This window comes from Sulfitobacter sp. DSM 110093 (genome assembly GCF_022788715.1).
Lineage (GTDB): Bacteria > Pseudomonadota > Alphaproteobacteria > Rhodobacterales > Rhodobacteraceae > Sulfitobacter.
On sequence record NZ_CP085167.1, the window covers coordinates 2,673,895 to 2,689,147 of the forward strand.

At 55.2% G+C, this 15,253-nt stretch carries 15 protein-coding genes and 2 pseudogenes; 5 read left to right on the forward strand and 12 right to left on the reverse strand.

Annotation, left to right across the window (positions count from 1 at the left end; translation table 11 throughout):
• The first annotated feature begins 12 nt into the window (after positions 1-12).
• Genes DSM110093_RS13115 through DSM110093_RS13135 form a run of 5 tightly spaced genes read left to right on the forward strand, consistent with a single transcriptional unit; the run spans position 13 to position 4,571 of the window.
• Complete coding sequence (locus tag DSM110093_RS13115; RefSeq protein ID WP_243265508.1) at positions 13-1,083, forward strand: Gfo/Idh/MocA family oxidoreductase; 1,071 nt, start codon at positions 13-15, stop codon at positions 1,081-1,083.
• Positions 1,084-1,137: 54 nt separating this feature from the next.
• On the forward strand, positions 1,138-2,145 hold the full coding sequence (locus tag DSM110093_RS13120) for a GAF domain-containing protein (RefSeq protein ID WP_243265509.1): 1,008 nt from the start codon (positions 1,138-1,140) through the stop codon (positions 2,143-2,145).
• A 40-nt stretch (positions 2,146-2,185) separates the two neighbouring features.
• Positions 2,186-3,163, forward strand: a complete 978-nt coding sequence (locus DSM110093_RS13125) for a hydroxyacid dehydrogenase (protein WP_243265510.1) — start codon at positions 2,186-2,188, stop codon at positions 3,161-3,163.
• A complete protein-coding gene (locus DSM110093_RS13130; protein ID WP_243265511.1) occupies positions 3,160-3,969 on the forward strand; it encodes an aldolase/citrate lyase family protein in 810 nt (269 codons plus the stop codon). The genes DSM110093_RS13125 and DSM110093_RS13130 overlap by 4 nt, the downstream gene beginning before the upstream one ends.
• Positions 3,966-4,571: a hypothetical protein gene (locus tag DSM110093_RS13135; protein ID WP_243265512.1), complete on the forward strand. Its 606-nt coding sequence runs from the start codon at positions 3,966-3,968 to the stop codon at positions 4,569-4,571. The genes DSM110093_RS13130 and DSM110093_RS13135 overlap by 4 nt, the downstream gene beginning before the upstream one ends.
• Positions 4,572-4,601: 30 nt before the next feature.
• Here the strand turns inward: DSM110093_RS13135 and DSM110093_RS13140 are convergent.
• The 12 genes and pseudogenes from DSM110093_RS13140 to DSM110093_RS13195 all read right to left on the reverse strand — a co-directional run.
• Positions 4,602-4,918: pseudogene (locus DSM110093_RS13140) on the reverse strand (transposase); the annotation flags it as partial.
• A 297-nt stretch (positions 4,919-5,215) separates the two neighbouring features.
• A pseudogene (locus DSM110093_RS13145) lies at positions 5,216-6,114 on the reverse strand (IS5 family transposase).
• A 169-nt stretch (positions 6,115-6,283) separates the two neighbouring features.
• Complete coding sequence (gene aldA / locus DSM110093_RS13150; RefSeq protein ID WP_243265513.1) at positions 6,284-7,660, reverse strand: aldehyde dehydrogenase; 1,377 nt, start codon at positions 7,658-7,660, stop codon at positions 6,284-6,286.
• 372 nt (positions 7,661-8,032) lie between these two features.
• Entirely contained in the window at positions 8,033-8,506 is a 474-nt protein-coding gene (locus DSM110093_RS13155; RefSeq protein ID WP_243265514.1) for a MaoC family dehydratase N-terminal domain-containing protein, read from the reverse strand.
• On the reverse strand, positions 8,503-9,351 hold the full coding sequence (locus tag DSM110093_RS13160; protein ID WP_243265515.1) for a CoA ester lyase: 849 nt from the start codon (positions 9,349-9,351) through the stop codon (positions 8,503-8,505). The genes DSM110093_RS13155 and DSM110093_RS13160 overlap by 4 nt, the downstream gene beginning before the upstream one ends.
• A complete protein-coding gene (locus DSM110093_RS13165; protein WP_243265516.1) occupies positions 9,351-9,815 on the reverse strand; it encodes a MaoC family dehydratase in 465 nt (154 codons plus the stop codon). Before DSM110093_RS13165 ends, DSM110093_RS13160 begins: the two co-directional genes overlap by 1 nt.
• 1 nt (position 9,816) lies before the next feature.
• Entirely contained in the window at positions 9,817-10,995 is a 1,179-nt protein-coding gene (locus DSM110093_RS13170; protein ID WP_243265517.1) for a CoA transferase, read from the reverse strand.
• Between the two features lie 116 nt (positions 10,996-11,111).
• Entirely contained in the window at positions 11,112-12,146 is a 1,035-nt protein-coding gene (gene dctP, locus DSM110093_RS13175) for a TRAP transporter substrate-binding protein DctP (RefSeq protein ID WP_243265518.1), read from the reverse strand.
• A gap of 42 nt (positions 12,147-12,188) precedes the next feature.
• Complete coding sequence (locus tag DSM110093_RS13180) at positions 12,189-12,587, reverse strand: cupin domain-containing protein (RefSeq protein ID WP_243265519.1); 399 nt, start codon at positions 12,585-12,587, stop codon at positions 12,189-12,191.
• Positions 12,588-12,601: 14 nt separating this feature from the next.
• The gene (locus tag DSM110093_RS13185; RefSeq protein ID WP_243265520.1) at positions 12,602-13,891 is read right to left on the reverse strand and encodes a TRAP transporter large permease; all 1,290 of its coding nucleotides are present in this window, start codon (positions 13,889-13,891) and stop codon (positions 12,602-12,604) included.
• Positions 13,888-14,424, reverse strand: coding sequence for a TRAP transporter small permease (locus DSM110093_RS13190; RefSeq protein WP_243265521.1), 537 nt, complete (start codon positions 14,422-14,424; stop codon positions 13,888-13,890). The genes DSM110093_RS13185 and DSM110093_RS13190 overlap by 4 nt, the downstream gene beginning before the upstream one ends.
• On the reverse strand, positions 14,421-15,176 hold the full coding sequence (locus tag DSM110093_RS13195; RefSeq protein ID WP_243265522.1) for an IclR family transcriptional regulator: 756 nt from the start codon (positions 15,174-15,176) through the stop codon (positions 14,421-14,423). The genes DSM110093_RS13190 and DSM110093_RS13195 overlap by 4 nt, the downstream gene beginning before the upstream one ends.
• Between the last annotated feature and the right edge of the window lie 77 nt (positions 15,177-15,253).

The following is a 15,253-nucleotide window of genomic DNA, read 5'->3' on the forward strand; positions in this document are numbered from 1 at the left end:
AAGGAGCAAAAATTGAAACATCCACTTCCCAGTGAGGACCGACCACGGATCCGTCTTGGTCTGATCGGGTGCGGTGAGCACGCGACGACGGTTCTGCATAGCGCAGTTGGTTTCATCGACGATTTCGAAGTCGTAGGGGTTTGCGATATCGACACGTCTCGCGCACAAGCAGCGGCACGTCGATTTAGCCTAGCGGAGTATCACGACAACCATGAGAGCCTTCTGCAAGAGGCTAGGCCTGATGCCGTGCTTTTAGTTACCTACCCCGCCCTTCAACCGAAGCTGACCAACGAGCTACTTCAAGCAGGCATACACGTCTACGTGGAAAAACCCATTGTCATGACGAATGCCGACGTAGTGGCTCTCAGCCATACCCAAAAGGAGCACCCCAATCTGGTGGCTGCTGTATCCTTTAACAAGAGATTCTCGCCCCATTACCAACGGGTTAAAGAGATTGTTAGCGGCGAGGGTTTTGGGTCCTCAAATTACTTTCACTTCCGCTTCGCTGGCGGACACCGAGCGACAACATGGGACTTGCTTGCCGTCGGCGCGATCCATGGGTTCGACATGGCCCGCAACATAATGGGCGAAATTGAGGAAGTCTCCGCGTATTTCGTCGAACCCAACGACGGTCAGGCTGATATTTCGGCCAATGTCCGTTTCCGTTCAGGGGCAATCGGACAATTCTTCCTGAGCTCCATGGGGTTCTGGTCAGCAAAAGGGGCTGAACACATGGATATCCGCAGCAACCAGAACGTCGTGACTTTGGAAAACCATCGGCAACTCACATGGCAAGGACCGCCTCTGGAAAAGTCGAAGAGCGACACGACCCAGATGCAAAAGGAAACCCCTTCTTTCGCCCAGTATTTGGAACCCAATTATTCCAATGTTAGCGCCCGAGAATTCCAATCAATCGCTCAGAACGGCTATCTGCAACCACTGCAAATATTTGCCCAGGACATCCTAAACGGCTCGCGGCGACTGCCAACGCTCGACGATGGCGTAGCTGCCCTGAACATAGCCAAAGCAATCGATCAAAGCATGCGCGATGGCGGACAGACCGTAAAGGTCGAAACAGCCTGACCCCCAGTCGGGGGGTGTGGAGGAACTGGAACGAAATCACCCCAGGAGGAGATCATGATCACAGGCATACGTGAACACGCACACAAAGTCATGACACAAGTCCAATTTAATGGCGCCGGAAAATCGCAATTGGTGGCATCGTGGCATCGTTGTCTTCTGCGGCACAATCTGGATCCTACTATGCCAACAGAGCTTCGGCGACTTGACGCACATGAACTGTCACGGGCGCGACAAGGCGCCGCCCCCCTAATTCGCGCTTTTCAAAGGGCGTTGCGGGATCAGAAAAGTGCTTTTCCCGGCCAAAGAGTCTGCGCCCTAGTTACCGATGCAAACGGAATTGTTCTGAGTGCCTATAGACACGGGATTGATGCGGACTGTCTTGCCCGCATGGGCCTTTCTCAGGGATACGATTGGAGCGAGGCGCATCGCGGCACAAATGGTGTTGGTACCTGTCTGGTGTCCGAGCGTCCCGTTACGATCCGCCGTGATGAGCATTTCTATTTGCCTATTGCCCCCATGGCCTGCGTTGCAGCCCCAATTTTTGGCCCAGATGGCGAATTGTCCGGCGCCTTCAACCTTTCACTTTTAAGTCGAACGGCTGACAGCGCCTTCGCTCGGCAAGCACTACTCTTTCTCGCCATATCAGTTGCGCGCGATATCGAGAAAACCCTCTTTGTCAACGCCTACCCCGATTGCCGCATCATAACTATGGGGGACACCTCACGCTCGGGGGTAGGCCTCTTTGCCGTCGACCAAGACGATGTGGTCATCGGCGCCACACGCATGGCACGCACTTTGAAGGGCCTAACTCCGCAAAGCCTTTTAAAGGGTATTCCGGCAAGCGACATATTCGAGGACAACGGCAAAGACAGCTTTGCACAAGCTGAAAGGGCCGTTTTGCGTCGCGCACTGTTGCGCACGCGAGGCAATGTCACCGCAGCGGCCGATTGTTTGGAAATCAGCCGAGCGACAATGAAGCGAAAGGTCGGCAAGCACTTCACGTCGCCCGTCAGCGCAACACCTCAGTTGAGAGCGATACCTGCCCGCCACCGTCCCAACTGAACCCCCAAGCCAAATTGCAACCACAGAAAAGGGACATCCTATGAAAGAAGACATCCTTCTGACTGCCCATCTCAGCCCAGAGGCGGAAGCGGCACTAATGCCCCACGCCCGCCTGTACTTTCTTGACGAAATGATTGAATCAGAACTTGTAGAACGGATCAGAGACAAATCTGTCCTGATTGTTCGCGGTGCGGCACCCATCACAGCCAAGGTAATTGAAGCAGCTCCTCGATTGAAACTAATCGCTCGCACTGGCGTCGGATATGACAAGGTGGATATTGCCTGCGCCACGGCAAGGGGCATTCCCGTCGTCAACACGCCCGGCGCTGGTTCCCGTGCGGTGGCCGAGGCGGCAATGACCTTCATGCTGACACTCATCAAACGACTGCCCGAATGGAATGACGGACTAAAGCGCGGTGATTGGCAGGCACGCTACTCCCGACAGGGCGGTGATCTCGACGGCAAACACCTTGGAATTGTCGGGTTCGGCCAGATTGGCCGTATCCTCGCCGAGATGGCGCGGCCATTTAATATGCGCGTCTCGGCCTACGACCCATTTGCACCTCGAGAGGCGTTTGACGTCCTTGACGTAAAGCGCGCCACTCTGGACGAGCTTTACGCGAACTCCGACATACTTTCACTACACTGTCCGCAGACGCCTGAAACCACGGGATTGATCAACAAAGAAGCCGTGCGTTCAATGAAGGCTGGCGCCTTCCTTATCAACCTCGCACGTGGCGGTGTCGTAGAAAGTCTCGACGTGCTGTATGATGGATTGTCGTCTGGCCAGTTGGCGGGGGTTGGTCTCGACGTATTTGATCCTGCACCACCCGACACAACCCATCCGATCTTCACTTTGCCGAATTGTGTGGTCGCGCCGCATGCGTTGGCCACGACCAAGGGCGCTATGGATCGCATATTTGCGGCAAGCGTTGCCAATGTCATCGCCGTGCTCGAAGGCGGCCAACCATGCCATGTCGTCAACCCCGAAGTTCTAAAACAGAGGATTCCGCAATGAAAACAGCCAACACAATGGCCCAGAAGATGCGTCAAAATCAAACTGCTCTCGGTCTTGGCATTGGGCTTCCCGCAAACCCATTTACGCCGCGATTTTCGCAACAATTCGGCATCGACTGGGCTTTCATTGATCTCGAGCACAGTTTGCTGTCGGCATCAGAAGTCGGCATGATGGCAAACTATCTATCCTCGGTTGGCGTCACGCCATTAGTGAGATTGGACAAGAGCGCCATACCCGAAGCCAGCCGCTACCTCGACAGCGGTGTACAAGGGATCATCATGCCGCATGTCGATAGTGCAGAAGAAGCGGCCACTTTTGTCTCGCATTGCAAATATCCGCCCGTCGGCAAACGCTCATGGGGAGGGGCGTCACCCCAGCTGGGGTTTCCGGCCAAGCCAACTGCAGAGCTAATTGGCGAGGGCATTAGAGAAACTCTCGCAATTGCTATGATCGAGTCCCGCGCGGCGCTGCGGGATCTCGATCGGATTGCCGCCACTCCGGGTCTCGACGGGCTATTGATCGGCGCCACAGATCTTTCAGTTGAGCTTGGCGTGCCCGGAGACATGAATGCCGAGGTGATGCGGCATGCATTCCGCGCTGTCTGTCAGGCGACCAACAAATCCGGAATATTTTTTGGTCTCGCAGGCGTTGCATCACCCGAAGCAATCGAAACCCTTCCGGATGTGAGCGCTGATTTCCTTTTGATCGGCATGGATTACAGGATGCTGGCCGCGGAAATCTACACTCGCACTCAACGTTGGGATGTATTTCGGCAGACCCACGCTAGCACGGAGAAAGAGATATGAACGTTCAAGATCACTGGGGCTTTCTTTTGCCCAATAGATCCCGCGTCGTCCACGGCGAAGGGGCCGGAATAAAATCTCCCTTCCCGCATTTTTCGCTGAAGATGCACGAGCTTTCGCGCGGGGGACAATCTTTCGAGGGACAATTCGGGGTAATTCCATTCTGCACTGAATACAGGATGCCGCGCCACGTTCACATTGGTAAAGATGCTGTCACCGGAGAACACGAACTACTCGCCGAGCGCATTCTGGTGATAAACGGTGCCGGATTGCTTGAACTGGCCGGAGAACTATATGTAATCCCCCCGCTCACACTAATCGATATCGCTCCCGGTCTGCCCCACACTTGGACGGCTTGCCCAAAAGGTCTTGAACTGCCCGATGGCACGTGCAGCACCGGGAAGTTCGACATGATCTATCAATACGAGCGCCCTACGGGTTTCACGCCTGTTCGCGATTGCGCGCCTGTTTCACATGTGGATGAATGCCAACCCTACGAAGGGCCTATCGAAGATGTCTTTTTCCCAAAAATGAGCCTCGTGGAGGTCAAAGAGCGCGCGCAACTAATTTGGAACCAGAACATCGTTCAGCTCGGGACGGTCTAACCAAGCCCACAAGCTAGGTTTGTTCCCATCGGCTTCGGCTTCAATTAAGCTAGCATCTGCCGACAGACGCTGCCCGCTCACCGAGCCATCTGCGATGCACAATGCAACTGTCTTCTCAAACAGATGCCGCAGCAGTGCGCTCTCACGAGAACAACGATGGCGGTTCTTTGTAAATGTCGAATGGTTCGGCACTGGATCAGACAAATCGAGGCGGCAAGAAACTGGCGGATACCACCCAGAGCGACAAAACGATCAATTGAGCGCAGCAGGTGATCTTGAGGCACGTGACCTACAAGCTTGAACTCATTAACCATCGCAGCGTGTGCTTCTTGCTTCGGTCCCATCATAGCAAAACCCCTTAACCTATAATGGAGTTGCGCCAGCGACTTATCCACCGATAAATGAATAGCTTTTCAACAGCATTCGCTCAAATACACCGATCCTGCGGCATGTATAAATGTTGGTTTTGACCTAAAAAAATGAGCCAGTACATTACGAAAATTATTTGAAGCCTAATTCGGAGATGAGATAGCATTGTATGACATTCTAGTGACTCTGTTGCGTAAATCAGCTGACGAACGGATCTCACCTTCCCCCATACGGATTTACCCTGGGGCTTTCGTGACAGGGATGCCAAGGGCGGTTTAACCGTTCAGGATTGCGACCTGCACCTGCACCTCCGCGACCTGGCGGTCAAAGTCGCGCGCCATCAGGCGCTGGCCAAGTAGCATCACGCAATGCATCTTTGTATCAACGCGGCTTCGGCGGTGGTAGCCGCTCCTTTCGCCAGAGCGGCCGTGCCAGATATTTCGATGCGCTAAGTGCGTCGTTTCTGGAGATAGCACCGGCTGTGGTCGGCTTCCATGGCTGGGCATTCCGGCGCGGCGGGATAACTGCAGCCGTACCGCGGTCAGCGATGGCCTTGTGGCATCGGCGCGTGTCGTAGGCACCATCGGCAGTTACGCTGCCAACCTCCTGATCGGGCGGGATCTGTCCCAGTAGACGAGGCAACATCGGTGCATCCCCAGTGTTGCCGCCCGTGACCTCAATTGCGCTGATTTTCGGTGTTTTCTCATCAATGCCGGTGTGAACCTTGCGCCAGACGCGCCGCTTTGGGCCGCCGTGCTTGCGGGCACTCCATTCGCCTGCGGTGGTTTGTCTTCAAACCGTGGGAGGGGTTCAGCAGGTGCAGCGGGCCCTTCGCGCGACGATATAGAATGTCCATCGAAAGCGTCCCTTGACGGCGGAAGATGGTGCTGAAGATAGGCACGTCCCAATCGAGGCCCGTCAGCCGAAGCAGGCTTTCTACTTTCCACAGAGCCCGTCGTCTGACCCAGCGCCATCCCGAACAGCACCTTCATCGTCAAACAGGTTTGGATCGCCGCGTCACTGAATGTCCGCGACCTACCCCTCTTGCCGGAGGGTTCGGCATCCCAGTTTATCTCCGGATCGAACCAGATCTTCAGTGATCCGCGGCGCTCCAGCGTCTCAATATAGGCAGTCTAATTCGCGTCTTATAGATAGGTGTTGTTGGTTTGCTCATGCGAGCCAGCTACCATATTAGATTCACGCCATAAAGACCCGCTGGTCTTGTGCAACATAGCCCATTCTATTACCCAAATTTACGTTACTACCGAAGCGGCATTTAGCTTTCATCCGTTCGACACATGCCAAAGTGAGTATTTGAGCGGCGTGCGCCGGACTGCTTTGGCTTACTCTTGGATGTACACCACTTGTGTCACGGTGAATTCGTAAAGCCCGTGCTTACCATCTGCGCCACCCATACCCGATTTTCTATGGCCCGCGTGGTACCCCTGCATAGCCTCAAAGTTTTCGCGGTTGATGTAGGTTTCGCCGAATTTCAATTCCCGGGCAGCCTGCATGGCTGAAGTGAGGTTGCTGGTGTAGACAGACGACGTCAGCCCATATTCACTGTCATTGGACAAGGTGATTGCTTCCTCGAGGGAGTCCACTATCTGGATGGGAAGAACCGGCCCAAATGTTTCTTTGCGCATGATATCCATCTCATGGGTCGCACCGGTGATCAAAGTTGGTTCGAAGTGAAAGCCTTTTCCCAGATCAGCTGGCTTGCCGCCACACACAATGGTCGCGCCCTGCGTTTTTGCCAAATCAACCGCAGCAGTTACCTTTGTCAAACCAATTTCGCTGACTAGTGGCCCCATCTCGAGATCATCGCTTTCCGATGGGTCCCCGTAGCGGGTCGCCTCGAAATGCGCAGTGAGCTTTTCGACCAACGCATCGTGAACAGTGCGTTCAACATAAACGCGTTCTGCGCAATTGCAAACTTGTCCGGTGTTGATAACGCGTGAATCGTAAATGGCTTTGGCGGCGAGATCCAGATCAGCATCCTTCAAAACAATTGCAGGGGCCTTGCCCCCCAATTCCAGATTGACCTTGGTTAGGTTCTTACCCGCCGCCTGCATGATATGAGATCCAGTCGCAACGCTGCCGGTAAAGGTGATGAGGTCAACGTCCTTGTGGGTGATCAAGGCCTCACCTGCGACGCTCCCGCGTCCGCCGACAAGGTTAAAGACACCTTTGGGCAGATCGGTTTCGGCCAACAGTTCGGCAAAAAGATAGGCATTGATCGGTGTCTCTTCGCTGGGTTTGATAACGATTGTGTTGCCCGTCACCAGCGCGGGGGCCAGCTTGCGTGCAATCAAAAAGAACGGGAAATTCCATGGCAGAATGCCCGCAACAACGCCAACGGGTTTCCGCATTAGCAGCATGGTCTCTTTTGGGCGATCACTGGTCAACACTTCGCCTTCGATCCGGCGGGCCCACTCGGCCATGTAGTCCATGTAATCGCTGGTAAAATCGACCTCGACCTGCGCCAACGCGCGTACCTTGCCCTGTTCTTTGACAATCACATCAGCCAACTCAATACGGTGTTCGCGCAGCTTTGCGGAGATCTTGCGCAAGTAGTGCGCCCGCTCAATCGCAGGCAGGCTTTCCCAAGGGCCTTTGGCTTTTCTGGCGGCTTTAACTGCCGCATCAACGGTATCAGCACTGGTTTCTGGAATGCGCCCCAGGAGGGTACCATTGGCTGGGTTCATGACGTCAATCATGTCGCCGCTATTGGCGACAAAGGCACCGTCGATGTAATTACGATAGTCCTGTGGTTCAGCCGAAAAGCCTTGGGCGTGCGTGCGTGTGGTCATTTTGTTTCCTCCTCTGTGGAATTTAATTCCTATTTGTTGTCACCAACATTTGGAGGAAGTTTGGGGTGATTTTTATATGACACAATATGGGCACGCACTCAGCCCCTCCAAACCGGCTCAAATGTGAGCCGATTTATCAGTTTAGTTCAGGCAACGCGGATCGTTGTCGATCTGGTGTGATCCTGAGATAACGGAGCTCAGCTTTCTGCGCGGCTCAATGCAGGGTGACAAGCCAGCTTACACATCTTGGGACGCAAGGCGCAGTCCCACGCTGCCCGCCTATTGGGGCCTTCCCATCATTAAGCGCAACGGCTCGTACACCATGACAGTTTTACCTTCTTGATTGCGAACCGTGTTGCGTGTTCGCACTAGACCACGGTCGCCATTGCTTTCCTGGCGAACACTGAGCACTTCCATTTCGACATCAATCGTATCGCCAGCTTGGACAGGCCCTTTAATGTCTAGTGTGGAAAGCCCAAGGAAAGCTAAACCCGTTTCTTGAGCTGTGGCATTAAGGGCCAGCGCCTCTGCTACCGAAAGCACTAGCGCTCCGGGTGACGGTTCGCCCTTCAAGGTGCTTTCGGTTTTACGGTATTCCACATTGGTGAAAAGCACTTCGATCATGCCGGCCAGACCGACGAAGGTGCTGATATCCGCCGAGGTGATAGTGCGGCCGTATGTTGAGTACCGATCGCCTACTGTCAGTTCTTGCCAGTAAAAGCCACGGCCTAGGCGAATGGGTGCAGACGTCATTGATCTTCTCCGTATTTTGCTACGAGGTCCAGAACCCGCTTTGCACGCTTGAGATGCGGCATATCAATCATCTGTCCGTCGATGCTGACCGCACCCACATTAGGGTTGCTCGCCAGCGCCTTCGTGATCCGTTGGGCCAGCGCAATTTCAGAAGCCGTTGGTCGGAACGCCTGATTGATGATCGGTACTTGTGCGGGGTGGATTGCCATCTTGCCGGTGAACCCGTCGCGCCGGGCGGCGTTGCATTCCTTCTCCAGCCCGGCGAGATCCCGGATGTCGGTCCAAACCGTGTCTATGGGTTGGCACTTTGCCTGCCTCGCACCGGCCAACATCAAATTGCGGGCCACCGCGAACGGGCCAGTCAAGGCTCCGGTATCGTCGCGTGAAGCTGTGCTCCCCAAGTCTGCCGATAAATCTTCTGCCCCCCAGGCCAACCCAAAGAGATGTGTCTCCAGCCCTGCATACTGGCCTAAGCCGAACAAGGAGCCCGCGGTTTCCGTAGCGATAGCGAGGATTGGCGGGCAAGCGTTGCCAGCCATACCGATCAGGTCGCGGACCGTTCCGCCGTTTTCGGATTTTGGCAGGACCAGCCCATCGGCGCGCCCATTGATCGCTGTCGCGACATCTTGCGTGCAATAGGCGCTGGATATGGGGTTCACCCGCACCCATAACTGCGCGCTCCGATCAAGCGTGGAGAGGGCGTTTGCCACTGCCTCGCGTGCCTCTTCCTTTTTTTGAGGCGCAACGGAGTCTTCGAGATCTAGGATGATGGCATCGGCGCCCACGCGCACTGCCTTTGCCATCATGTCGGGGCGGTTGCCCGGGACGAAAAGCCACGATCGCATCAGTTTGCCTCCTGTGCTGGACGTGCGCGCATAAGCGCAGAACGACGGCAGGAAGCAACCAAAGTTCCGTCCTGTTTGTAGGCGCGATGGATGAGCTCCACGATACCCTGACCAGCGCGCGACTTTGAAGCCCGTGCTGAGATTACTTCAGTCTCCACCCGCAGGCTGTCGCCATGAAAGACCGGCGCCGGAAATATCACATCAGTCATTCCCAGGTTGCCGACAGTAGTGCCCAGTGTGGTTTCATGAACCGAAATACCGATCATGATCCCCAACGTCAGAAGCGAGTTAACCAGCGGCTTACCCCATTCTGATTGAGCGGCGAAGTTCCGATCAATGTGCAGCGGCTGGGGGTTCATCGTCTGGGTTGAAAAAGCAAAATTGTCAGCTTCGGTGACCGTGCGTGTGATCGCATGCGAGATAACCATGCCTGGCTTAAATTCTTCTAGCCACAGACCTGCCATCCTATTCCCCCTCCTTTGGTGGGGGGGCCTGCACGACGCCGCGCTCTATCATGTCGTGAACTTTGGTAGGTTCGTAACCGAGTTCCTGAAGCAGACTGATCGAATTCTCACTAAGCAGCGGCGCACCTCTGTCTACGGTGGTGTGAGCTCCATTGACCTTTACCGGCTGGGGCACCGACCGCGCTCGGCCAGTTGTATCATCTGTAACACCAAAGAAATCGACAGCCTGGAGGTGTGGATCATTCAGCAGGTCCCCCAAAGAACTAACCCGCGAATGCGGCACATCCAGCCGCTCAAAGGTGTTGATCCAGTCGTCGGTACTACGCTTGGGCATTACTTGAGCGAGGATTTCATACATCTCCGCTACATGGTTCGATCGAGTTGAAGCGCTTTTAAACCACTCCTGATCAATCACGTCAGCGCGCCCGATCTCCTCAAGCGTGCTGCGCCAGTGAGCTTCGGTATAAGGAAGAACCGCGACCCAACCATCAGAGCTTTTGAAAGGCCGGCGATGGCGGTTGAGCAGCCGGCGATATCCTGGTTTAGCGTCCTGTTCGAAAGATGCCGCAGCAAGATGCTCGGTCATCACGAAAGAGGTCATAACCTCGAACATTGGGACCTCGATTTCGACGCCCTGTCCCGTTTGGGCTTTGTTGTATAATGCTGAGGAAATCGCATTGGCCGCGTAGAGCGCTGCCACCTTATCCGCGATCACGCCCGGCACATATGCGGGCTCGGCACCTGTGTATGTCGGCAAGTGCGCAATACCTGATGCTGCCTGAATAACGTCATCATAGGCTGGACGATCAGCATAGGGGCCATCGCTGCCAAAGCCGATGGCGGAACAATAAACGAGGCCGGGGTTTATGGCGCGCAGAGTCGCGGCATCGAACCCTAGTTTGCGCACCGCCTTCATACGCATGTTATGCAGGAAGACATCGGCCTGCGATATCAGGCGCTTCAAAACCTCGCGGCCCTCTTGGGTCTTCAAGTCTATCGCGATGCTCTGTTTGTTGCGATTGCAATTCACAAACATCGAGCTTTCGCCGGCTTCTGAACGGGGCTCGACATGTCGTGCTAAATCGCCGTCGGGAGCCTCGATTTTAACAACGTCGGCTCCGAAGTCTGCAAGTATCTGGCCCGCCATGGGGCCCAATACAATTGTGGTCAGTTCGACCACGCGAACGCCTTTTAGAAGATCAAACACAATGGCCTCTGATGGGTTAGGGTGAGGTTCGGGAAATCGGCTTGCGATACACGCGGCGACGAAAGTTTCCGTCGCCGCGATTAGAGGATTTAATCGTTGGCGACCCGTAGCTTTTCGACTTCGCTGCGGAAGGCCGCGAGCGCTTCGCTGCCCTTCTTGTCCCGGCTGTCGAGGTTTTTAGCCCAATCTTGGGCAACGGTTTCGAAGGATGCGTTCAGCCGCGCTGTCTCATCGTCAGAGAGACTGAAGACATTAACACCCTTAGCAGAGAGGTCGTCGGCGAACTGAACCTCTGCTTCGTCAAACGCCAAGCAAGCGCTTTCCGTCACCTCTTGCCCGACGCGGGTCAGGACTTCCTGAACATCCTGGGGAAGGCTGTCCCACTTCTTTTCCGAAATCGAATAGGTAATCCCAACGGTGCCAAAATTCGCGTTCCGTGTAGCCGACCCGACGATCTGATCGAGACCATAGGAGAAGGTAGAGGTGAAGGGCAAAAGAGCACCGTCGATTGTGCCTTTTGTCATGGCATCAAAAATCTCTGGCGGCGTCATGCGCACAGGAACGGCTTCGACCGACTGTAGCGACAATTCCATCGCGCCAGCATTCGAACGCAGCTTCATACCGTCGAATTCATCCAGCGAGCCCACGCCTGCCCGTTCTGAGAAAATTGCCTGGTAAGGTGAGAGTGCGACGTTGTAGAGCACGCGAACGCCAGCAGGCTGAAACTCGAGTTCGTCGAGCATCCCACCGGGTTGCACGAGGTTGCGGAACGCCAGCGATCCTTCGCAAGAAGATGCGATTTCGCCGGGCAGTTCCACGACGCCACCCAAAGGCATCTTCTCAGATACATAGGATGGCACGATATAGCCGATGTCTGCGATCCCGGCCTGAGTAATGGAAAGGATGTCCTTTGCTTTAGCAAGCTGCTGAGCAGGATAGTGTTCGAAGGCAACGCGGTCGCCCAGTTCTTCCTGCACCCGCGCCATGAACACGTCGGTCGTATTCTTGGTGATGATGTGGTCCGCTGGCAGACTGTCGGCGATCTTCAGTGTAACCTCTTGCGCAAACGCCGGGTTGATAGCGCTTACCGCCAGCAAAGAGATCGCAGTTAGGGTCGTTTTCATGATTTTACTCCTCCAGTTCATCATGTTTGGTAGAAATTGCCCTTAGCACTCGACGCGAGCGCCTTCTCCGTAAGGGGGGGCGTAACAAATGAGCACACGCACCGGCGTCTCACCAATGGCGGTGAAGGTGTGCGGCATGTCGGCGGCGAAAAAGCAGCTTTCTCCTGGCCCAATCTCTTGTTTGTGCGACCCGATGGTAACGTCCGCGCGGCCTTCGAGCATCCAGCAGAACTGATCAATTCCCGGATGGAAATGTGCGCTGGCGCCTTGGCCCGGCTCGATCCGTCCGATCAAAACTTCCATTTGGGTTGCGCCGGTTTCAGGAGAAACGAGACGACGATTTACAGTTCCGGAGTGTCCGCTTGGCGAATAGGGCTGCGCCATGTCTTCGGTCATGAAAAAAACGGATGGGTTCAGAGCTGCAGCCTTTGGTTGCGTCATTTTCAGTGTCCTTTTTAGTTGTTGATTGTGCTGGGCAGCCACAGAACCAGCTGTGGAAACGCGATAAGCAATGCGATGATGATCAGATGGGTTACCACATGCGGCGCAACGCCACGGAAGATCTCTGATAGCGGTCTTCCGGCATAGCGGGCTACCACAAAGATGTTCATGCCCAGAGGCGGTGTGATCATGCCTACCTCAGCGGAGACGACGACGACCACGCCGAACCAGACCGGATCAAAACCCAAGGTGACGATGGCTGGCACCATGACGGGAACAGTCAGGATCAGAATGGCGAGCTGGTCCATGAAACAGCCAAGAACCAAGTAGAACAGGATGATCCCGGCCATCACGACATAGGGCGAAACGTTCAGCGTGGTGATCCACGTCACGAACTGTGGGGTTATCTGCCCTAATGTCAGGACATAGCCAAAAATGTGCGCGCCGATGATGATTAGGAAAATCATACATGTCGCGCGCACTGCACGAGACAGGGCGCCCCAAGTTCTTGCCCAGGTCAGCGAACGAAAAGCGGCAGCGATGACGAAGGCTCCGAATGCCCCGAGGCCAGCGGCCTCCGTGGGTGTTGCAACCCCGAGATAGATCGACCCTGTTACACATGCGAGTAAGGCGAGCATCGGGCCGATCTCGCGCAGGGCAAAAAGCTTTTCCCGCAGTGACCAACGCTTTGCCGCTGGGGCAATGGATGGATCGCGCGCCATGAGGGCGTAGACCGTTACGATGATACCAAAGGTCACCAGAACACCGGGGATAACGCCGCCAATCAGCAGCGACGCGATATTCACTTCGACGATAATGCCGTACAAGACCAAGGCAATCGAGGGCGGGATGAGCATGGCCAAAGTGCCCGAGACGGCCACCACGCCAGCTGAAAATTTGGCCTCATAGCCAGCTTTTTGCATGGCGGGTATTGATGTCGACGACAGAGCCGCAGCGGCCGCAGTTGAAGATCCGGAGATTGCACCAAAGCCAGCCCCGGCAAGGGCCGTGGCAACAGCCAGACCACCGGGCAAACGGCCAACCCAGATCGTAATCGCCTTGAACATCCGATCGGCGATGCCGCTTACGATCACAAACTCGGCCATCAGGATGAACAGCGGGACGGCGATTAGCTCATAACCGTTGGTCGTGGACAGTGGAGTGGTTGCTAGAACCGACAAGGCTGAGTTGAATCCGACAATAGCGACCAGTCCCACCATGCCTGAAAAGGCAAGCGCGAGACCAACCGGAACACCGAGGAACAGAAGAAAGAGAAGTCCGATAACGACAATCAGCGAGGTCATAATGTTTCTTCCCCGGGTTCGGTGTGTTGAGCGCTGGAAGGCTTTTCACCGGTGAAAACGACTCGGATGGCCAAAAAGAGGCGCGCCAGACAGACAAGGGCCATCGCTACCGATCCGACCGGCACTAAGATGTAACTAAGCCATGCTGGCCAGGGCACAATGCTGGCGATCCGCTCGCTGTTAACAAAGCTTGTCCATGCTCTGTCCCATGACACCCAGATAAGAAGTGAGAAGATGAACAGGCCGATGGTAGCACTGACGGCATCTGTCACGGCACGTTTTCGAACTGATAGGCGCAACACGAGAAGATCGACGGCGAGGTGCTCGTCGCGCCAATACGTTGGACCGACACCAAAGAAGAAAAGAGCGGGTGTCAGGTACAGGACGACGACGTCGTGTGCGAAGAACACTGGCTTGCCAATGCCGTAGCGCAAGGAGACATCCGCGACGACGAGAAGCGTCAATGCTGCGATGGCAGTAACGGCAACAGCGGTGAATGCCGTGTCGATGATGTGCATGGTTTTATTAATCATTTGATGCCTCCCGACCCGCTTATCTGGTCGCGGAGCGCCTTTATTGATCGAGTAAGCGCCTCGGCGATTGAGGCATGCTGGCCTTCCATGCGATAGTTCGGCCCGGCTACCGACAAACCAAGCTGGCGGCCTGCGACCTCCAGCATAACCCCCACGCCCGAAACCTCAGGAGTGAACTCGGTCGCGTTAAGGAACCAGCCACGCTGGCGGCCCTCAACGATCATTTGGAACAACTTGTCCGGATCGGTCACAGAATTCTCGTTGGCACCGGAGTAGTCCATCGCCTCGAGTTCAGCCATTAATGCCTTGTCATCGAGCGCGGCGAGCAACGCCTTTCCAGATGACACAGCATAGATGGGACGCCGTTCACCGGGCTCAGCCGAGTATCGCACGCCCTGATCGGAAACCATTGTATCCAGGTAGATTAGGTCGTTACCGTCGCGAGCTGCCAGCAGCACCGTTTCTCCGGTTTCGGAGCGTAGTTTGGCCATTTGGTCGCGCACGCTTGCAAGAACCGGATCGCCATCAATGATGTTCTGGCTAACGTCGAATAGCCTCCGGGTAGGATAGAACCCACCTCTTGGGCGCACCTCGAATAGGTATCCCTGTTCACGCAGCGTCTTAATTAGATTGCTGGTGCTAGAGACCGGTAGCGACAGGGCCGCCGACAGCCGCGTCAATGTTGCAGGCACTCGTTCGTCCGAGAAAAACTCGAAAAAACGCAGCACGTTTTCGACCTGCTTTACAGACATACTCTCCCCCCATTTTAGCCGTGCATCCTTCCTCAAAGACGCAGAGCTTTTCACATATGTGAAAAAAATTTCTTGTG